Origin of the sequence: Arcticibacter pallidicorallinus, from assembly GCF_003002875.1 — a bacterium.
Classification (GTDB): Bacteria; Bacteroidota; Bacteroidia; order Sphingobacteriales; family Sphingobacteriaceae; genus Arcticibacter; species Arcticibacter pallidicorallinus.
In genome coordinates, this window is the sequence record NZ_PVTH01000009.1 from 95768 (window position 1) to 116074 (window position 20307).

Below are 20307 nucleotides of genomic sequence, written 5' to 3' on the forward strand. Positions count from 1 at the left end.
TTTGATTTACGCACCTTTTCTTGATCCGCTCAGGCTCTGCATCAATTGGTCATAAAGATCATCACCTGCAGCTTTTTGTGGTTTAAGCTTTTTAATGGTGGGACGTTTGCCTTTTGATTTAGCCTTGATGATTCTTAAAAGCTCGTTATGGTAGTCGTCTTTAAATTTTGTTATATCGAATTTGCTGCTATACTGGTTGATGAGCGCCAATCCCATATCCAGCTCTTTCTTACCGATGGTAAGTTCTTTTCCTTCAGCAGGGATAAGCTCGTCGGAAGACCGGATTTCTTCGGCAAATCTGATCTTCGTAATTACTATTATCTGGTCTACCGGATGGATAACACAAAGATTTTCAGTGCTCCTCAATACAAATCGGGCTAGTCCAGCCTTCTTAGATTTCTGAAGTGATTTTAGTAGGAGGGTATAGGCTTTACGTCCCTGAGTTTCAGGCTGCGCGTAGTAAGATGTTTCATAATACATCGGGTTGATTTCATCAGCCTCTACAAAGTTTTCGATCTCTATTATTTTCGTTTTCTCCGGACTCGCGTCCTCGAAATCTTTGTCTTCCAATATGATGTACTGCTCGTCCATCATATATCCCTTAACTATCTTATCATAAGGAACTTCCTTCTTAGTCTTTTCATTAACGCGCTGATATTTGATTCTGGAGTGATCCCTGGAATCAAGCATATCCAGGTTAAGACCGCTGCTTTGAACCGCCGAGAATAGCTTAACCGGAATATTTACCAGCCCAAATCCTATCGAGCCTTTCCATATTGATCTCATCCGAAAAATCTCCTATAAGCTTGGGTCTTTTTTAAACATATCAAAGTAACGCTTGTCAAGTTCAAGAAACGTTTCGTTGATCTTTAAGCGGGGCTCCATCAGGAAAGATTTAAGTGCAGTATCATAGAGAATTTCACCCTGTAAAACGTCGTCAAACGCATCGAGGGCAGCTTGATCGGCGTTGCGGCAGCTTTCCAATATGTTCTGATCCGTATTGGATGTCAGGGATGCTTTTAAGTTCATCCATCCCCGATGAAGTGCGCCAAGGGCGTCCTCATGATCATCAGGAGTATAGCCGAACTCGGCCATTTTAGCGCCCATCTGGTTAACCAAGACTGCGCGTTCAGAGGCGATTTTTTCAAACAGTATTTTTAGGTCAGGAGACTTTACATGCTCAGCGGCTTCTGTATAACCTTTATGTCCATCCTGAAGAATTCTATAGAGACGTTGTAATTGCTTGTTGTAATTTTCTGAGTAATCCATGGTATCTAATTATACGGACTAAACGAATGACACCAAAAATAGTTTTATGAGCTACAAGAAGGGGCAAGATGACAAGTTCTATTTAACATAATACTAATTATGAAACAAGTCATTTGCCTCTTCTAATGGGCTGAAAATCAATGTTTTTCTAGGTTATTATTTCATGAAAACATCCGCAATGAAATAATAAATCGCTTTATAGATTCCCCGTCTATCTAGTGATACACATCATTTTCTCATCTCGTTGCTATGATGGATTATTGTAGCTGTAAGTGTTCTTTGACATTCGATAAAAATAATTAAGCATCAAAATGATGCTGTGCACTTACATTTTAAACTTATCCTTATGACACTTATTCTTAAAAAAAAGCGCATGACTAAAGCGCAGCTAAAACGGCTCGCTTCATACTTGGAACTTCTCCGTCTTGACATACGGATACCAGACGAGTTTGCACTCAGACACCTGAGCGAACGAAAACAAAAAAAAATTACATTGAACTTTAGGAATTACATTCATTCACTAAACGTTATCGAACATTATGTATTCTCGCATATCCCCGAAAAAAACGTGAAGTATGCTGAACGTCCAAATTTTCGAATCACCAAAGATGCGTTTGTTCTTCATAACGAAATCATCAAAGAGCGTGAAAAAATATCGTCAAGTTCAAAAAGCAAAAAATCTAAAAAATGCGACCGACCTATAATGCAATTGCAAAAGTCGGAAATGAAAAATTTGTCAAGTATCGCAAAATCAATAACATCAGGCATTTCCGTGAATTCTTACTAAAGAATTTTCCAGATTTCAGATACTGTAATTATTACGATTCCAGAACCCGAACGCTCGTGGGTTCTTTTACAAAAAACACCAGGTACATCTAGTCATTCAGTTGGCTACATGTACCGACCTTCCCTCAAAAAACATGACAGTACTAGGCCGTTTTGCCTCTTCTGTTTGTGCCTCCTCCACAGTTTTAACAGTTGTACCAATTAATGAAGCAGATCAAAAGGTTGTTATTTCCTTTTTATCTGCTTTGATTGTACAGGTATGTATCAAGGGCTGGGAGTATATGCAAAAGAAGAGACGTATAAAACGAATTAACCGAACCAAATGAAAGATACAGATAGCAATTCTAAAGTTGTGGCTATTGGCCAACTACGTTATAAACGTACAGTTTATAAAGATCCTCGTATAGTCCGTTTGTATATGGACAAAAAAATGTACTTCGACCTTAACACACTTTCACATTATGCACAAATGACCCCGGATGAACTTATACGGGAGGTTCTAGGGGACTGGATTAAAGAACAAAATGGAAAACCCGGTCTTCAGTAATCAGTCCATTGTCAAGTTTGCACAAATGAAGCTAACGGTAAAACAATGCTTCGTACAGAATGACCAATGGTACTATAAGCTTTACGGATTTTATAAAACGTCCTCTATCACATTGGAGGTTTCCGAAAGTTCACTTTTGGAATATAACTAACACTTAACTTTCTAAACTTATCTTATGAACATTGAAAAAATAGCCTACTATCTAGTTTTAACGGCTGGAATTATTCAGGCTCTAATCATCATCAAAATCATTTTTTTCTAATGGCAAAAAAACCTAAATACAGGGTTGGCAACGAAGTCTTATATCGTGGCAACAAGTACAGCGTAGGCGCTCATATCCCCTCTCCTGTCGGACATTATTACTCCCTAGAGGGTAGACTTGGCCTAGTCGATGAAATCGAATTAACGACAGTTAAAATGGTTCTTACAGGCAATCAAAAAAAGGCTTCATAATTCCTCCTGCAAAATCATAAAACGCAAAAACAAAAAATGGTGTGAAGCTTATAACATACACCAAACTATCCCGTCACTGGGACTCACTTCAACTTTATTCACTTCACTTCACGTAAACATCAAAAACAAAAAATGGCATTCAGACGAAGCTATCGGAAATTTCGCTCCCGTTTTTCGGGCGGAACCTCCAAAGTAAAAAAACAGCTTAGCAGAGCAAAACGCTACGCAAGTAACAACAAAAAGAAAGCTGCAACGATGACGACAATCGTCATGGCATTAGGTGCCTACGTTGCGTATGATAAATTCATTAAAAAATAACACAATGTTCGGACGTAGAAACAACTTCTTTATGTATGCAGCAATCGCAGCTGTAGCAGGTTACTTTTTCAAAGACAAATTACCTGCATCCCTCCAATCAATTTATCAAAAAATCGAAGACAAACTAAAATCCTAAACAATGATTATCAGAGTAGACGAAACAAGAAAACAAACCATTACAGGTAAAACGATTAACGGCTTTTATCTTTCAGTTTTATTATTACATTCTCGCGCAAATGTTTTGATTCCTAAAACACAGTACGGTACAGGATTGGGTTTTGATGCATCGCAGGTGAATTTGAAAGCAACACTTAAACGAGACGGTAAACTTTATTCCTTCTTCAATAACAACTTAGGAATTCTAGGGCATTATAATAGCCTGCTTTCTGGTACAAAAAACTGGCTTTTAGGAACTGATTATGTAAGGCCGACGGCTGAAAACAAACACAGAAATGTAAGAACGCTATTCGTCGAGCTGGGCGGTCATGTCAATTTAAGAGGGACAGATGAAATTGAATTTGAAGTAACGGTAGGTAGAAATACTTTTAATGCTACACATTTAGATCAGTCTGTTTGCTACATTGACGTTAACCCATCTTATTCAATCGGGAAAGAAGTCGGCATTTTTAGCACGTACAGCGAAACTATACAGGCTGGAACGACTTCAGACCGGTTTAACTTGGGCGACAACGTTACAAAAATCGCTCTTGTTAATTTCGATGATACGGACGAAACGCAGCAGATTGTTCAAAATATGCAGATCAGTTCTGACCGTTTTGATCAGTCTTACAATTTGGCCGAACTGATTAACAGACATAATAGAAATTTTGGTAAGGCTGCGTTTAACTATCCGTTTCCTCCTAATCAGCCTGGCAATATTTTAGAAACTTATCGCCCCGCTTACGCACAAAGTTTCGTAGTTCTTAATGATGAGGAAATTGATCAGGCGATTGTAGACTTAACCTTTGACGGTTCAAAGGTCACAAGCAGTAAGAATTACCTTGTGTATACATCTTTTGTCACTTCACTTGAAATCATTCAACGGTCACAGGCTTTAGAGGAAAAACACACTGTAGAAAACCTTAACAAGCTCCCCGTATCACTTTAAAAAATGTCTTTTCTAAAGAACATCTTTACAAAGAAAAAAGGCGGATTCTTAGGTAAAATTGTAAAAGGTGTTACAGGTATTAATAAAATGATACCTGTAAGTTCACTTTCCAAAAAGATTCTTAAACGAGTTACAAAATGAGTTTTTTAAAGAATCTTTTCAAAACGAAAGAAGGCGGTACCAAAATAGGGAACCTTATTAGAAAAGTAGCGAAGCCAGCAGTTAAAGCAATTGCTGGCGGAGTAGGTACTTTGGTAGGTGGACCCGCTGGGGCTGCTCTCGGTGCGAAAATCGGTGGTGCTATTGCAGGGGGTATTGCTAACGGCAAAAACCTAAAACAGGCGCAACCAGAACCGGAATCAGAAAGTACACAACACGAAGTAAGCGCAGAAATGGCGCAAACGTCACAGGAACCTTTATCAGTTAACCCACAAATCATGTCAGATACAAGCGATAAGAGAAGTATTATCGACGAAATCGCAGCGTCCGTAAAATGGCAAGGCTCAGGCGGTAATACAAACGAAGTGTCATTTGGCAGTCAGTCCCCACAGGCTGCCAGCGATGACAAAACTATTTTATTTGCAGTCATGGGACTAGCTGCAATTGTTTTACTTAATAACAAACGTTAAAATGAGATTACCCGAATTTTGTCACTCTTTAGCAGAGCGATTTGCTCCAATGTCTGAACGATCATCAGTAGAATTACAGACAAAAGCATCAGAAAACTACATGAAATTGCTTAATCAAGTAGAAGAAAAGCAAAGGATTATAGAAAGCAATAAAACGATACAAGAAGCAATAGACAGCCCGTCTATCTCCGATGCGGAGAAAACACTTCTACTCGAAAAATTGCAGCATGCACCAAAATTAACAATTACCGAAAAGGTAATTGAATTATCGGAAAAATGGTGGTTTCGCTATATTCTCTCCGCACTATTTGTATATGTGCAACCGAAAATTCAGCAGTATTTAAACCCCGCTCCTGACAGGCAGGAGCCAGAGTACGAGGAAAACAGGTAAACGTTCAACGGTTTAAAATAGGGGTCTAAGACCCCTATTTTAGTTTAAAGCAATATTTATGCAAATCGATAAATTATTAAAAAACAACTGGCTTTTAGTCGCCCTAGGCGGTCTAGGCCTATATACCCTAAAGAAAGCAGCTGACGTTGGTACGGCTGCTGTTAATGGCGTAGGTTCTGCTGTTAATGCGGTCACGCCTGCAGCTGATAAAACCAGTAGCACGACTAATAGCGTAATTGAAACCTTAAATTCACAGACATCAGTTAAAAAGGCTTTAACAGTTGCCGTACAGAATCAGGCTAATATATTATACGGCTATTTAAGAGGGTTTACCATACTTCCCGCAGAGCGCAACAAAGGAATTAAAGCTGTATTTGACGCAATGACTACTACGGATATGATCAAAGCTTTACATGTTGCTTATGGCCTACGACCCACTTACGATAACTGGATTATGTTGGGTTTTAAAAAATATGATATGGTTATGGCGTTGAAATCAGATCTTTCTGAGGCGGACTTTAAAGCCATATGTTACCCTAAACTACATAAAGCAGGCTTAGTATAATGGAAAATCAAGAAATTTTATCACTTGGGTACATTAGACAGTACCTAGAAAAAAACTACGCAGGACGTAGAATAAAAAGTATTACCCCGTACAGCTTCACAGTTGGAAGCGACCATAATAACGAGGGGTTGCAACTACATTTAGGCATTGAAAAGGCATTGTTTTACGGACACTTGTATCTCTCAATCAATCCGAACGATAAAAATTTACAAGAAGAGAAAATTGTAATAAAATACAGGTCTTACTTTAATCACACACCGTACTTCAAACATATTACCCGCTTTGTAGAAAAAGAAAATCTGATAAATGAAAGTAGCTCGTCAATAGAGCTTTTTGATAGCTTGGAAATCGCTCAGCAAAGCACTAAGTATGACTTTTACTTTACATTCATAGGGTTTAAAATCGATTTCATATAATGAGCTATTTCAAATTAGATCGCCCTTTGTACCGTAAGCAGGTGCAAAGGAGAAAAACAATGCAACCCAAAAAAACACAGGGTACTGTTTTTAAGATCATCGGCTATGATGCCTTTGTGAAAAAATATTCAGTAGCCGTCTTTATCAATTCCACATATTACGGTACAAAACTAATGACAAAGGCAGAAATGGAAAGCTTCAAAGTTCGTACTATCGAAAACAAAAAGACAAGAAAATGAGCGGTTTAGCATTTCAAAAACTCAATGGCGAAGGAACCAAAGCCTACGACCAGATACAAAAATTACAAGAACTAATAAACGAAACAGCAAAGCTGAACTTTCCCGACGTTTGGAAAGAAGCAAAAATGTTTGCTGGTGATCGTGTTTTAATACCTGTGTCAAAAACGTGGGTATACACACAGGAAGAGAACGATAACAGGGCAATAGATTTTCAAGGCAGATATTACGGCCGTTTCACTATCTGCCAAAACCTGACCACACAAGCAAAAAATGGCGGTTCCCTCTGTTCAACCCTCCAACTATATGACGGCTTAGAAGTGGTTTTAAGGCGGACGATTTCAAATTTCGAAGACGATGCGTATAGTCAAACAAATGATACCTATTGCTTACAAGGCTTTGCAACTAGTAGCAGATTCTTGAAAACAGGCGGAGGGAAAACAATGGAGGGTTCCGTAACTATATCATTTATAGGGTTTCAATTAGGCGAAGCCGTACCCGCACCTGACGCACCTACGTTAGATGTCTTTTTAAATGGGCTGATGTATGAAGAGTATGAAATCAGTTTCGGAAATGATTACTCCTATCAGACACTAAAACCTACTATGCTCTTTGAGGGCGGTTTATATTACCTTAGAAAAAAGGAACAATTTAGAACCCTTTACGGAGGTCTTTCCCTCGGCACTATTGAAAATCAATTTCAAAATCAAAAGGGCAAAGGAAATGAAGAGTTGATGTCTGGCTATTATTCACCGAATCCCGAAATGCGGTGGGCGTTATCTCTACAGCGTTATTATGCGGGTCAAGCTTGGCATGTGACAAATAACGTTGAATCATTAGCAGGTAAATCCGTTTGCTTTTCAGCTAACGGAGGAATAGACTTTACTCTTCCAGAAACATACGGCAATATTGGAATGATTTCAAACTTCTATGCATGCTATGTCGATGCGGATTTAAACGAGTATATGATATTTAAGCCTGCCGAATCTTGGGGCGAAAATATCCAGATTGAAATAAACGGCACAAAGTATAACAGCAAAGATATCACACCAATACGCAGGGTAATAAATGAAAATACAGGTTATCCCGAACAATTTTGGGTTACAATAACACAGATATGAAGCCATCAAAACAATGCGCAGATTTTATAAAACTTAGGGAAAAATGTACGCTCTATGTAATCAAAGTAGGAGGAATAAATACAATTGGTTGGGGTCACACAATATTAAAATCGGAAAGCCATATGTTAAACAAAGGCTTCCGATTGACCCAAAAACAGGCAGATGACCTATTCTACAATGATCTTTGTAAGCATTCCCCTATTGTAGACAAAGCAATCAAAGTGCCTTTAAACCAGCATCAATACGATGCGCTTGTAAGTATCGCTTTTAACTTCGGCCATATTAAGACGCAATTAGCAAAAGTCCTTAATATGGGATTTCCAGCTAAATCAGTAGCAGAAACAATTATTGCGCTCAATTCCTCGGGCTTTCTTAAAAAGTCAAGGAAGGCAGATGCGCACCTTTTCCTAACAGGGCAATACATTGACCCGCAGAAATTTAAAGCATGAAACAAGTATATTATAACGTAGTGCAGAAACGCTATGGAAACGCAAAAGAATTCTTTAACAAAGTAAATAACATTTGTATTGAGCTAGGTATAAGTAACTCTGACTGGTTATGTGATTTAATGCACGTGGAAACGGCTGGAACCTTTAGAGTTGACATAAAAAACCAATACAGTTCAGCCACAGGCCTAATACAGTTTTTGGAATCGACTGCTATCGATCTAGGTACCACAACTGCAAAACTAAGGCTTATGAGCAATCTAACACAGTTAGATTATGTCAGAAAGTACTTAAAACAAAAGATTGCAAAGCATGGTAAACCCTTAAGCTATTTTGATACTTATTGCCTGGTCTTTTATCCTGCTTGGGTGCGTCAACCAGATTCGGCAAAACTTCCAGATTCTTCCTATGCCGTTAACAAGGGTATAGACCTGAACAAAGATAAAATCATCACACGTGGCGAGTTTCGCCAATGGGCGGAAAAACAAGTCGGTATAGTATCACTACCAATAAGCGACAATTACAACTTGGTTTTTTAGCTGCTGTTGCTGCATCCGTATACTATGCCGTCAAAAAGCGGTAACAGCTCTTTACCTTAAATACTTATTCTTGGGGTGCATCAGTACCCCGTACTACTTTCATTACTTTGCTATGAAAAAGGTTGAAAAAAAACCTAGTAGCTATATTATTGCTGTTGATTATACAGCAGGATTTCAAAAGTTTCACCTCAATTCATTTGAAAACACTTCCCTATTCTTTCTTAGAAAATCAGTAGAAATTGAATTGTTTAGCAGGATTGTAAATCACAAACAATTATCAGCTTTGATTGATAATGCAAAATTTCATGACCCTGCTGATAATGTCAATCTACTAAACTGTGATTCTGATCTGCTGATAGCTGTTAAAAAAGCAATAGATATTGAACTGCAGCTCCGTAACAGTTCGCCACACTTCATAAATGAACGTGCAGAAAAAAAAGATATAGAAAAGCAGGAAAATAAATACAGCCAATTATCTATAGGATTATGATAGATACAGTACATTTTAGGATTCATGACTTACAAAAAAATGCAAAACTTAAACATCAGTTATCAACTACCGACAAAAAAGGAAGTACCACAGCGGAAATTTCACAAAGTACTCTTGAGTCTTTACAAGGCGATAAAATACGCGTACATCTTTTTCACGATAGCGGTAACATTCTGCCTCTTGTTCGCCGTTCTAATCTTAATATCCCCTCTTCTCATTATTCTGTTTCTTATGTTATACATGAGATAAGGGACTACATAGAATTCAACGTTGCAATTCCCAAATATGAATGGGGTACAAACATTTTGCAGTACATCCCCTATTATGATCAATCACCGCAGGCAATGTTTAATTTGCTACGTTCATTCTTCTTTAAGTTCTTTAAAAATTTCACGTGCGATCCAGACACAGCAGATATTGAAATCGTGCGTTTGGATATGTGCTATAATCAATTTTTTGTAGACAAAAATCAAGCCTTAACATATTTAAACTGTCAAAAAGAACTGGCGGTAAAATACGCTCGCAGCTCAAAGAACAATTATAGAACATACGAAACATCTTTGTTTTATCAGACAAGGCGGTACACCTTCAAAATCTATCATAAGGGAACCGAATTCACCGCAAACGATAAAAAAGAATTAGCGAAGCATAAAGTAACAAATCTTAGCATCCCGAAACTACAGTATGAAGCCGATAGGATTTTGCGGTACGAAATGACATTCAGACCCTCCTATTTCGACTATGTACTGAAAAACGATATAGTATTCAAAGAGGGTAAAAAATCATCTTACACAGACGTTTTTACCCGTATGCTGCGCCATAACAACGTAACAGCTTCAAAGGTTATAGATTCATTCAAAAGAAAACAACTATCTTTTTATCTTAAGTCGCTTTGGGACGTTCCCGTCTCCGATCTTAATCAATACATAGAAAATCATCAAGCAACTTTTAACAATGATCTGTTTTTCTGCATGTATGAACGATTCTGGAAAAAAGTACAGGATTATCAGCTAAATATACCGATGACACCTTATGATGTTCTAGCAAAAATTAATGAACATAACGGCTTCGTAGATACTAAAAATCAATTTGCAGCCAAAAAGCAAAAACAAAGCCCAAAAGAACATAACAGGCTTCTAATATTAGCTATGCTTTCGCAATACATGGATGTTGAAAACCTAAAAAAATACCTCCCAAAAAGTAGCTTCTTCAGGATGAAAGCAGAGCTAAACAAACTAGGAATCAATATGTATAATAATAACCATACCATCCCCGCCCCTCCTACGGATTATTTAGAATATAAATATATATTTGGAAATAAATTTAACCTAACCTTAAAATGAAGCGACTTATTTTTGCTGTAGCGTTTATAATGCTTGTAGCAACTGCATTTGGACAAAAGCGGATTTCCGCTACAAATCAAGAACTCCAAAAATTCTGTACCAACTATGTCAATTATATAAGAACTGACAGTCGTACACTCGTGGCGTTACTTATCGACTACCCTATAACGGTTTCTATAGAAAATAAGCAAGTTGAGATAAAAGATTTTCAGGAATTATTGAAGGTATATGATAAAGTATTTTATCCAGCCTTTAAGCGAATAATTTTAAATAGTTCTTTTTCAAATTATAGATACATGGACGGCTATCTAGTAACAGCCAACGGAGAGTTGTTTATTTGTAATGCCAATAACCCTGATGCTGAAGGAACTAAGTTTAAAATTTTCGCAGTACATAATGACCCTTCCTTTTATTATAGTAATGGCATTTTTAAGTAGAAAAATTAAATAAAATGACGAAAGTCATTTTATTTAATTGCTCAAAAGTTTATATTTGATCATCACATTTCGGAAACGGAACACGTTCTTTAACTTACACTAGAAAATCATAATTTATACTTAACGTACTACTAATTATGTAACAAATAGTGCATTGTTGTTGTGAATGCTAAAATGGGGTTTTAAAGCTCCTGCACATACTGAAGATATTTCTGTATCGCGGAACGCTTTTCGGTTGTTAGGTTGAAGTCTAGTTTATTATGGAAATAGTCACCGAGATCAAAGTTTTCAAGCTTGGGCAACCCTTCGAGTACAATATCGATATTGTCTACGCCAAACTTTAGCGCTTTGTTTAATTCGTATACAAAGCCGGGTGCTATTGGCTTATTTGAAGCCCATACAGCAAATGCGAACGGAAGGCCTGTAAATTGAAACCATTGTTCACCTAAATCATAGGAAAAAGGAAAAACATCGATATGAGGAAATGTACGATCGCCGATCTCCACGAATGCATCGGCTTCGCCTTCTAAAACAAACTCGACAGGTACTTCCCAGTAATTTTTTAACAAGACTTTCGCCAGGTTATTCGAAGTTCTCGATTGAGGATCCAACCGAACTGTCTTAACTTCACTAATGGGCTTTTCACTAAAGATAAAAACTGAGTTTACAGCGCCAACTGAGCCGATACAGTAATCTCCCAGAATATAGTAATTTGGAATACTTAGTAAAGCTGCTACAGGAATGAGACCTATATCACACTTATTATCAATTAGTTTCTGAGCACAATCCGAAGGAATGTCATATGTTAACTCTATTTTATCCCTTAGTTCTGAATGTTCAATTCCGAAGGCGAAAGGTTTTGTGTTTGTGTATGATACTGCTGATATTCTAATTTTACTCACGCTTAAGTCAGATGGTCGGTGTTGTTAAACTCAATAATTGAAAACTTTTTTCCGTCATACTCAAGTTTGTATAACGTTGTGTTGGAATGAGGAAATTCGTCCATCTCGGACAAAGGCCTGTCAAGTAATACGCATAAAAGTATTCTCATGGCGCGTCCATGCATACACACAAGAATATTTGATGCCAGCTCGTTTTGGAGTATATGCTCGAATGCTTCCAGCTGTCTAAGCTTCACATCCTCGGGACTTTCACCATTTTCAAACTTTTGTGCTAACCGTCCCGATACCCAACTGCCAAGCATATCTGCAAATGCCAGTTTTACGGCGTCGCTGCTTTCCACTCCCTCGTATATCCCCCATCCTATTTCGTCCAAACCGGAGAGTTGAGTCCAGGGAATATCCTTCTCTATAAAGTTACGGACAGTCTGGTGGGTTCTCTTCAATGTTGAGGTGTAGATATGATCGAAGGGAACATTTTTATAATATTGATAAAATGCCTCAGCCTGAGATCGGCCAAGGTCGTTCAAATCAGTGTCCATCCCTCTTCCTTGAACAACGCCCCTGAAATTGAGGTCTGTTTGTCCATGGCGGATAATGTATATGGTTTTATTCATTTTTTATACCTCCGCTCCCGTCGAGTTTAAAACCGGGAGCTTGTAGAATTGAGGCTTTACTTCTTCTTCTTCCTCAAATGTATAGTTTGCGTAGTCTGTTACCACGTTGTATAATGTATCTCTTTCGATGGGGTGACGACCTGCTTGCTTTATCAAATTGACAAGTTCTTTAGTCGACATTGCTGGATTTTGCTCTTCAGCACCAGCCATAGAGTAAATTTTAGTAGTATCATCGAGAGTACCGTCAATGTCATCAACACCAAAATTGAGAGATAATTGAGCCGTGTTGCGACTAATCATCGCCCAATAAGCTTTTATGTGGTCAAAATTATCCATGTAAATACGAGAAATTGCGTAATTACGCAGATCTTCGATGACAGATACCTCATCTATATTCGACATCTGATTGTCTTTGTTCCTGAATTTCAACGGGATAAAAGTTTGAAAACCTCCGGTACGATCTTGCAACTGCCGAAGTTGCTCCATGTGATCTACGCGATGCCAGTACTTCTCTATATGTCCGTATAACATTGTAGCATTTGAACGCTGACCCAGTTTATGCCATTCCTCGTGTATCTGCAGCCATTGATCACCTGTACACTTGTCTTTGGCTATCAAATCTCTAACTTCGGGATGGAATATCTCTGCGCCGCCGCCGGGCATGGACTCCAGTCCGGCTTCTTTCATAAGACGCATTCCGGTAGCATAATCCAGCTTGGCTTTCTTAAAGATATAGTGATACTCAACCGGCGTCAAAGCCTTGACGTGCAGTTCGGGGCGATGTCTTTTTATAGCACTAAACAAATCGCTATAGAATTTCATGTCGTACTGCGGTAGTACGCCGCCCACTATATGAACCTCAGTGACAGGCTGACCATCGTATTTTTTTACCATATCGAGCATTTCGTCCATGGTAAATTCCCAGCCATCAGAACGCTGTTTAATTAAACGGGAATACGAGCAAAATTTGCAATCGTATACGCAAAGATTCGTCGGTTCAATATGAAAATTCCGGTTGAAATAGGTTTTATGACCATGAAGCTTCTCCCGAATATAGTTTGCCAATATTCCGAGGTATCCTAACTCGCCCTTCTCATAGAGAATAACACCTTCATCGAAGGAGATACGTTCACCGGCTTCAACCTTTTCTGCAATCCTTTTGAGGTCAGGATCTATTGTCAAATCACTTAAGATCAGATTCAATGCATGTTGATTGGTATCCATCATTTTCAAAAATACAACAAACACTGTACTTACACTATCATTTTCTTGTAAGAATGAATAAGTAGCTGAATATGAATTTGCATATTTGTTATCATTGGAAAAAGATAAACGGCATTTTAACGATATAAAATGAAAATTGAGACAATAGCTATTCACGAAGGGAATAAATCAGATTCATCGGATAAAGCGGTTATTCAACCCATTACGTTGTCTACCACATTCGAACGGGGCCGAGATGGTAATTATCCAGGTGGCCACATTTATACACGTGCAAGCAATCCGAACCGGACATCACTCGAAAACGTTGTTGCCAAGCTCGAGCAAGGTACGGACGCTGCCGCATTTTCCTCCGGAAACGCGGCTGGATCGGCGGTATTTCAAGCGTTAGAGCCAGGAAGTCATATCATCGCCCCGGAAGATATGTACCACGGTCTCAGAAATCTGCTGAAGCAAGTTTATGCCGGTGTCCTCGAGGTTGATTTTGTTGATCTTACTAACCAATCGCTTGTACGTGAATCGGTAAAAGAAAACACAAAGCTCATCTGGATCGAAACACCTTCCAACCCTTTGCTTAGAGTGACTGATATATCCGGAATATGCAGCATTGCAAAAGAGATGAACGTGCTTGTTTGCTGCGATAACACGTTTGCCACCCCCGTCTTCCAATTACCCTTGAACTTAGGTGCGGATCTTGTTATGCATTCCTCAACAAAATATATGGGAGGGCACAGTGATGTCCTTGGAGGAATTCTGATCACGAAGGAATTAACACCTTTTTGGAGTAAGATTCGAGATGTTCAGACGCTTTCGGGCGCAGTCCCCTCTCCTTTCGACTGTTATATGATCGTAAGAGGAATTAAGACTTTGCCGTACAGAATGCGAGGGCACGCGGAAAACGCAAGAAGAATCGCATCATTCTTAGACGCTCATCCTTCCGTCGACAAGGTCTACTATCCAGGTTTGGTTCAACATGAAATGCATGAGGTCGCTGCCAGCCAAATGTCCGACTTTGGGGGTATGATGTCATTTACGATTCATGGATCAGAAGAGAAAGCGAGGGATACAGCTTCCAAACTCAAGATTTTCACACAGGCAACAAGCCTTGGCGGAGTTGAGAGCCTTGTAGAGCATCGTGCTTCTGTAGAAGGTCCGGATACGAAGACTCCTGTAAATCTGCTAAGGTTATCCGTGGGATTAGAGCACATCGATGATCTTATAGCAGACCTTGATCAGGCTCTTTAAGAATACGGAGATGTTTTGAAAGAATATTTTGCAAATTTCAAAATCAAGATTATATTTGACACCAATTGATAGTAATATCAATCTGTCAACACCTCCATAAAGGTTTTGATTTATAAAGAAGCGGTGAGAGATCAGGCTCAGTGACCCGCTGACAACCTTCCTAGAATGGAAAAGGTGCCAAATCCTGTTCCAGCGTAAAAGCTGGAAAAATATAAATTAATACAACCATGAACAAAGAAAAGATTCATCATCGTCCCCTTGCGGACCAAAGGGATTCAACCCTGATTACTGGTTTTAAAGCTACACGTTTCCTCGAAGTGCTTACTACCAGCCAATGTTGTTGCTGCTAATTTCAATTGTTTTGTTATCACAATTGACCAACTCTTGCGAGAGTTGTTTATGCAATTCATTTTCCATATCCATTTCATTAATTAAACCTTCGTTATGTCATCAAACAATTTAAGATTCGAAACACTGCAGGTACATGCAGGTCAGGAAGTTGACCCAACAACTGGCTCCAGGGCAGTTCCGCTATATCAGACATCTTCCTACGTTTTTAAAAGTTCTGAACACGGCGCCAACCTTTTCGCGTTAAAGGAATTTGGCAATATTTACACCCGTATAATGAACCCCACTACAGATGTTTTCGAGAAGCGAATAGCTGCACTAGAGGGGGGAATTGCTGCATTAGCTGTGGCTTCCGGACAAGCCGCACAATTTATTGCCCTGAATAACATACTTGAAGCGGGAGACAACTTCGTCACTTCGTCCTTTCTTTACGGTGGTACATATAACCAATTTAAAGTTTCATTTAAGCGTCTGGGCATCGAAGCTCGCTTCGCAAACGGCGACGATGCATCTAGCTTCGAACAACATATCGATGATAATACTAAAGCTATTTACCTGGAGACGATCGGCAATCCCAGCTTCAGTGTTCCTGATTTTGAAGCATTCGCTCAACTGGCAAAGAAGTACGACCTTCCTCTCATCGTAGACAATACCTTCGCAGCCGGAGGATACCTTTTCAAGCCTTTGGAGCATGGAGCACACATTGTTGTTGAATCAGCTACAAAGTGGATTGGCGGTCATGGCACAAGCATAGGTGGTGTTATCGTTGACGGAGGTACCTATAATTGGGGAAATGGCAAATTTAAAGCATTCACGGAGCCGTCTGACGGATATCATGGATTAGTTTTCAATGACGTATTTGGCTTGGGTGGTCCTTTCGGAAACATTCAGTTTATCATTCGGGCACGGGTCGAAGGCTTAAGAGATTTTGGTGCTGCATTGTCCCCATTTAACTCTTTCATGTTCATTCAGGGTCTTGAAACACTTTCCTTGAGAGTTCAACGCCATGTAGACAACGCTCTGGAACTTGCGAAATGGCTGGAGAAGCATCCTCAGGTTGAAAGTGTAAACTATCCCGGTCTAGAAAGCAATCGTTACCATACCATTGCGAAAAAATATCTTCGTAACGGATTCGGTGCAGTATTGTCATTTGAGATAAAGGGTGATAAAGAAAATGCCGTTAAATTCGTCGACGGACTGGAGCTTACCAGCCACCTGGCGAATGTAGGTGATGCCAAGACACTGATCATTCAGCCTTCTGCAACCACACACCAACAGTTGAGCGAAAGCGACCAGTTACTGGCCGGGGTTAAACCTGCCGAACTACGCGTTTCTGTAGGAATTGAGCATATTGACGATATAAAAGCTGATTTCGAGCAGGCTTTTGCAAAAATAAAAGCATAAAGCAAAAAGTTCTGTATAAACAAAGTCCCGGTTCACACGGCCGGGACCTGCTAATAAATAATGAACATCAAAAAATACACATACAAGGGGACGTTTAAGCTGGAAGATGGTTCGGAATTACCCGAACTTGAAATTGCATATCAAACCTTCGGTACGCTCAATGAAAAGAAAGACAATGTCGTCTGGGTATGTCATGCCTTGACAGCAAATGCGGATGTCTTTGATTGGTGGAAAGGCTTGTTTGGAGAAAACGAATTATTTAATCCTGGGGAACACTTTATTGTATGTGCGAATATTCTCGGTTCTAACTACGGAACAACGAATCCTCTCTCCATAAACCCGACGACTGGCGAGCCCTGGTATTTAAGTTTCCCGCCATTCAACATCAGAGATCTGGTAATGGTCCAGAAGTTGCTGGCTGATCATCTTGATATCCAAACCATCGATGTCCTTATCGGGGGCTCCCTTGGAGGTCAGCAAAGTCTTGAATGGGCAATTTTGGAGCCAAACAGGATCAATAAGCTGATCATTATGGCTACCAATGCACAACATTCGCCATGGGGAATTGCGTTCAATGAAAGTCAGCGTTTAGCACTTAGTGCAGATCCTACTTTCCATTCTAACACACCCGAAGGAGGAAGTCAGGGTTTGAAAGCGGCAAGAAGCATAGCTCTCCTCTCTTACCGACATTACGATACCTACGCAATTTCACAACAGGAAATTACGCATGATAAAACGGACAATTTCAAAGCTTCGTCTTATCAGAATTATCAGGGCGACAAGCTTGTAAAGAGATTTAACGCCTACAGTTACTGGTATCTTACCAAGGCAATGGACAGTCACAATATTTTTCGTGGCCGTGAGCACCATGCAGACATCTTGGGGAAAGTAAAAGCCCGCACCCTCGTACTAGGCATAACATCCGACATTTTATTCCCTCCGGTAGAGCAACGCTTAATCGCTGAGGGAATTCCGGGGGCCGAATACTTAGAGATCAGCTCCTTTTATGGTCATGACGGATTCCTTGTTGAGACGGAAACGTTGACGCATGAAATAGGCAAATTTCTTAAAGGCACGGCCGGCGTTTCTACCGCCAGCCATTATACAAAATCACACCATTAATGAGTACAAAATTAACTATCGGTCTATTCGGCTTTGGAGTAGTAGGTCAGGGCTTAAATGATATCATCCGTACCAAAGATCTCAATCTGGAGATAAAAAAAATCGCTATCAAGAACCCTGAAAAGAAGCGTTCGCTTCCTGAAGAGCTTTTTACTACCGATGCCTCGGTTATTCTTAATGACCCTGAAATTAACACCATTGTAGAGCTCATTAATGACGCAGATGCTGCTTATTCGATTGTAAAAGCAGCACTAAAGAGCGGAAAGAATGTGGTTTCAGCTAATAAGAAAATGGTCGCCACTCACCTCGAGGAGTTTCTTCATATTCAGGAGCAATACGGAACGTCCCTTTTATATGAAGGAGCAGTGTGTGGAAGTATTCCCATCATTAGAAATCTCGAAGAATACTACGATAATGAGCTACTCTATTCTATCAGAGGTATATTCAATGGATCTTCGAATTACATTCTTTCCAAAACATTCACCGAGAACCTTGATTATGCAACTGCATTGAAACAGGCTCAGGACCTTGGTTTTGCAGAAACAGATCCTATACTAGATGTGGGAGGTTTTGATGCGAAGTATAAACTGGTCATCGCAGCTTCACATGCATATGGCGTCTTGCCAAACCCCGATGATGTCTTCAATATCGGAATCCAGAACCTGTCGTCGAAGGATATACAGTACGCAAAAGAAAAAAATTACAAGATCAAGCTTGTTCCCACTGCACTCGAGTTTGGTGAAAGGCAGGTAGTACTATATGTGTTGCCTAAAATGATTAAAGCTGATGATTTTCTATTTAATGTAGAAAATGAATACAACGGAGTCATCGTGCAGGCTGCCTTTGCAGATCAACAGTTTTTCTTCGGGAAGGGTGCTGGCGGTCATCCAACGGGATCAGCAGTTCTCTCCGATATAACGGCTTTACGGTATGAGTATAAATACGAGTACAAGAAATACAGGTCGAATAAAGGCTTTATTTTATCTAACGACTATCAACTAAACGTGTATTTACGATACACCGATGAGAGCATTCTCTCGAAACTCAAGCTTTCAGAAGTAACCGAAAGATTTTACTCTCCAGATTTCAGTTATGTAATTGGAAAAGTTGCTTTAAGTGAACTGTTTGCCAATGCAGATCTTTTGGATAACAAACATACATTTATAGCAGAGATAAATACTTTGGCGACGCCAACCATATAAAATCGCTTAATAACCGAGCTCAACTGCTAGGGCTCGGTTGTTACTTTCTACTTATAAATTGATTTCCTTTGATGTAAAATCGCCAGGGAATGTCTCGATAAACGCCCTGGATGTTTAGACCTATTCTGGACGTTTCGACAATACTTTCCGCTTTTAAATCGTCAGCGTCTTCAATCCAGATTGCATCACTTTGCAGCGACACCCCGTTGTGCAACTTATTAAGCCCAAGTGCTTTTGCAAGCGCCCCCGGGCCTTTGCACAAACGCTTCAGATCCTGAATTCCGCGTCGCTCACACATATGATAGACGCCATCAGCGGGTTGTAGTGCTCTGATGAGCACCGCATGCGAACTTCCCTCCTTTCCGGTTACAATGTTTAACATGTCATGTATGCCGTAGCAGATGTACATATAAACAACCCCTCCCTCTGAATACATCATGTCATTTCTTGCTGTCCTCTTCTGGTTATAAGCATGCGAACCAAGATCTTCAGGACCGCGGTATGCTTCTGTCTCGACAATTATGCCCGATGTATAAACTCCATCAATTGAAGTGCAAAGCTTTTTGCCAAGTAATTGCCTGGAAACCTGCAAGGTATCTTCCTGCATATAGAAATGCGGCGGTAATTTCGAAGATATTGACATGAATTAAAACTCAATCAAACGAATGATCTCCTCAAGATAACGGTGGTCAACCGCGTCAAACGCGCCGAACTCAGCGCTATCAACATCCAGGACCCCTATTACCTCAGCACCGCTAAACAATGGGATAACTATCTCCGACTTCGACAGGGAACTACAAGCAATATGTCCGGGAAAAGCATCCACATCAGGTACAATTAGGGTTTCGCCTCTCTCCCATGCTGCCCCGCAAACACCTCTGCCTTTGGAGATACGGGTGCATGCAACTGGCCCCTGAAAAGGTCCAAGCACCAGTTCATTATCCTTAACTAAATAAAAACCTACCCAGAAAAACTGGAATTGCTCTTTCAAGGCGGCACTTACGTTAGCGAGATTGGCTATCAGGTCGCTCTCACCCTGCAGCAACGCACATATTTGCGGAATAAGTGACCTGTATTGCTCTTCCTTACTACCTGTATTTATATTCAGATCCTCTGCCATGCCGTAAAAGTACTTTATTAAATTTATTTTTGTCA

The 20307-nt window shown here is 39.8% G+C and carries 24 protein-coding genes and 1 riboswitch; of the genes, 17 read left to right on the top strand and 7 right to left on the bottom strand.

Going from position 1 to position 20307, the window contains the following annotated elements; all coding sequences use genetic code 11:
- Nucleotides 1-6 precede the first annotated feature (6 nt).
- Both ku and B0I27_RS14045 read right to left on the bottom strand, forming a co-directional pair.
- Nucleotides 7-786: a non-homologous end joining protein Ku gene (ku, locus tag B0I27_RS14040; RefSeq protein ID WP_106294428.1), complete on the bottom strand. Its 780-nt coding sequence runs from the start codon at nt 784-786 to the stop codon at nt 7-9.
- A gap of 12 nt (nt 787-798) precedes the next feature.
- Nucleotides 799-1269, bottom strand: a complete 471-nt coding sequence (locus B0I27_RS14045) for a ferritin-like domain-containing protein (protein WP_106294430.1) — start codon at nt 1267-1269, stop codon at nt 799-801.
- A gap of 1108 nt (nt 1270-2377) precedes the next feature.
- On the opposite strand from B0I27_RS14045, the gene B0I27_RS14055 reads away from it, so the two are divergent.
- The 13 genes from B0I27_RS14055 (at nt 2378) to B0I27_RS14125 (ending at nt 11094) form a co-directional block, all read left to right on the top strand.
- Nucleotides 2378-2602, top strand: coding sequence for a hypothetical protein (locus B0I27_RS14055; RefSeq protein WP_106294434.1), 225 nt, complete (start codon nt 2378-2380; stop codon nt 2600-2602).
- Between the two features lie 585 nt (nt 2603-3187).
- The gene (locus B0I27_RS14065; protein WP_106294438.1) at nt 3188-3373 is read left to right on the top strand and encodes a hypothetical protein; all 186 of its coding nucleotides are present in this window, start codon (nt 3188-3190) and stop codon (nt 3371-3373) included.
- Between the two features lie 139 nt (nt 3374-3512).
- Nucleotides 3513-4481, top strand: a complete 969-nt coding sequence (locus B0I27_RS14070) for a hypothetical protein (RefSeq protein ID WP_106294440.1) — start codon at nt 3513-3515, stop codon at nt 4479-4481.
- A 137-nt stretch (nt 4482-4618) separates the two neighbouring features.
- On the top strand, nt 4619-5110 hold the full coding sequence (locus B0I27_RS14075) for a hypothetical protein (protein ID WP_106294442.1): 492 nt from the start codon (nt 4619-4621) through the stop codon (nt 5108-5110).
- A 1-nt stretch (nt 5111) separates the two neighbouring features.
- Nucleotides 5112-5501 (top strand): hypothetical protein, encoded by a 390-nt coding sequence (locus tag B0I27_RS14080; protein WP_106294444.1) that lies wholly within the window; start codon nt 5112-5114, stop codon nt 5499-5501.
- 58 nt (nt 5502-5559) lie between these two features.
- Nucleotides 5560-6066, top strand: a complete 507-nt coding sequence (locus tag B0I27_RS14085; RefSeq protein WP_106294446.1) for a hypothetical protein — start codon at nt 5560-5562, stop codon at nt 6064-6066.
- Entirely contained in the window at nt 6066-6482 is a 417-nt protein-coding gene (locus B0I27_RS14090) for a hypothetical protein (RefSeq protein WP_106294448.1), read from the top strand. Before B0I27_RS14085 ends, B0I27_RS14090 begins: the two co-directional genes overlap by 1 nt.
- A gap of 235 nt (nt 6483-6717) precedes the next feature.
- The gene (locus tag B0I27_RS14100; protein WP_106294452.1) at nt 6718-7839 is read left to right on the top strand and encodes a hypothetical protein; all 1122 of its coding nucleotides are present in this window, start codon (nt 6718-6720) and stop codon (nt 7837-7839) included.
- Entirely contained in the window at nt 7836-8288 is a 453-nt protein-coding gene (locus tag B0I27_RS14105; RefSeq protein WP_106294454.1) for a lysozyme, read from the top strand. Before B0I27_RS14100 ends, B0I27_RS14105 begins: the two co-directional genes overlap by 4 nt.
- Nucleotides 8285-8824 (top strand): hypothetical protein, encoded by a 540-nt coding sequence (locus B0I27_RS14110; RefSeq protein WP_106294456.1) that lies wholly within the window; start codon nt 8285-8287, stop codon nt 8822-8824. Before B0I27_RS14105 ends, B0I27_RS14110 begins: the two co-directional genes overlap by 4 nt.
- 112 nt (nt 8825-8936) lie before the next feature.
- On the top strand, nt 8937-9314 hold the full coding sequence (locus B0I27_RS14115; protein WP_106294458.1) for a hypothetical protein: 378 nt from the start codon (nt 8937-8939) through the stop codon (nt 9312-9314).
- Entirely contained in the window at nt 9311-10657 is a 1347-nt protein-coding gene (locus B0I27_RS14120) for a phage/plasmid replication domain-containing protein (protein ID WP_106294460.1), read from the top strand. Before B0I27_RS14115 ends, B0I27_RS14120 begins: the two co-directional genes overlap by 4 nt.
- Entirely contained in the window at nt 10654-11094 is a 441-nt protein-coding gene (locus B0I27_RS14125) for a hypothetical protein (protein WP_106294462.1), read from the top strand. Before B0I27_RS14120 ends, B0I27_RS14125 begins: the two co-directional genes overlap by 4 nt.
- Nucleotides 11095-11276: 182 nt before the next feature.
- Here B0I27_RS14125 and B0I27_RS14130 read toward each other — a convergent pair whose 3' ends face one another.
- The 3 genes from B0I27_RS14130 to mqnE are packed head-to-tail and all read right to left on the bottom strand — an operon-like array spanning nt 11277 to nt 13834.
- Nucleotides 11277-11996 carry a menaquinone biosynthetic enzyme MqnA/MqnD family protein gene (locus B0I27_RS14130; RefSeq protein ID WP_106294464.1) on the bottom strand — a complete coding sequence of 240 codons (720 nt, stop codon included), beginning with the start codon at nt 11994-11996 and terminating at the stop codon, nt 11277-11279.
- A 2-nt stretch (nt 11997-11998) separates the two neighbouring features.
- A complete protein-coding gene (locus tag B0I27_RS14135; RefSeq protein WP_106294466.1) occupies nt 11999-12610 on the bottom strand; it encodes a histidine phosphatase family protein in 612 nt (203 codons plus the stop codon).
- 3 nt (nt 12611-12613) lie between these two features.
- Entirely contained in the window at nt 12614-13834 is a 1221-nt protein-coding gene (mqnE, locus tag B0I27_RS14140; RefSeq protein WP_106294540.1) for an aminofutalosine synthase MqnE, read from the bottom strand.
- Between the two features lie 129 nt (nt 13835-13963).
- Here mqnE and B0I27_RS14145 point away from each other — a divergent pair, with 129 nt between their 5' ends.
- From B0I27_RS14145 to B0I27_RS14160, 4 genes are all read left to right on the top strand, one after another.
- Nucleotides 13964-15076, top strand: a complete 1113-nt coding sequence (locus B0I27_RS14145; RefSeq protein WP_106294468.1) for a trans-sulfuration enzyme family protein — start codon at nt 13964-13966, stop codon at nt 15074-15076.
- Between the two features lie 107 nt (nt 15077-15183).
- Nucleotides 15184-15294, top strand: a riboswitch (SAM riboswitch).
- Between the two features lie 226 nt (nt 15295-15520).
- A complete protein-coding gene (locus tag B0I27_RS14150; RefSeq protein ID WP_106294470.1) occupies nt 15521-16828 on the top strand; it encodes an O-acetylhomoserine aminocarboxypropyltransferase/cysteine synthase family protein in 1308 nt (435 codons plus the stop codon).
- A gap of 60 nt (nt 16829-16888) precedes the next feature.
- On the top strand, nt 16889-17950 hold the full coding sequence (locus B0I27_RS14155; protein WP_106294472.1) for a homoserine O-acetyltransferase family protein: 1062 nt from the start codon (nt 16889-16891) through the stop codon (nt 17948-17950).
- On the top strand, nt 17950-19152 hold the full coding sequence (locus B0I27_RS14160) for a homoserine dehydrogenase (RefSeq protein ID WP_106294474.1): 1203 nt from the start codon (nt 17950-17952) through the stop codon (nt 19150-19152). Before B0I27_RS14155 ends, B0I27_RS14160 begins: the two co-directional genes overlap by 1 nt.
- A 40-nt stretch (nt 19153-19192) precedes the next feature.
- Here the strand turns inward: B0I27_RS14160 and B0I27_RS14165 are convergent, their stop codons facing one another.
- Together B0I27_RS14165 and B0I27_RS14170 are read right to left on the bottom strand one after the other, a co-directional pair.
- The gene (locus B0I27_RS14165) at nt 19193-19795 is read right to left on the bottom strand and encodes a DNA-3-methyladenine glycosylase (protein ID WP_106294476.1); all 603 of its coding nucleotides are present in this window, start codon (nt 19793-19795) and stop codon (nt 19193-19195) included.
- 3 nt (nt 19796-19798) lie between these two features.
- A complete protein-coding gene (locus B0I27_RS14170) occupies nt 19799-20272 on the bottom strand; it encodes a GAF domain-containing protein (RefSeq protein WP_106294478.1) in 474 nt (157 codons plus the stop codon).
- Nucleotides 20273-20307: the final 35 nt, after the last annotated feature.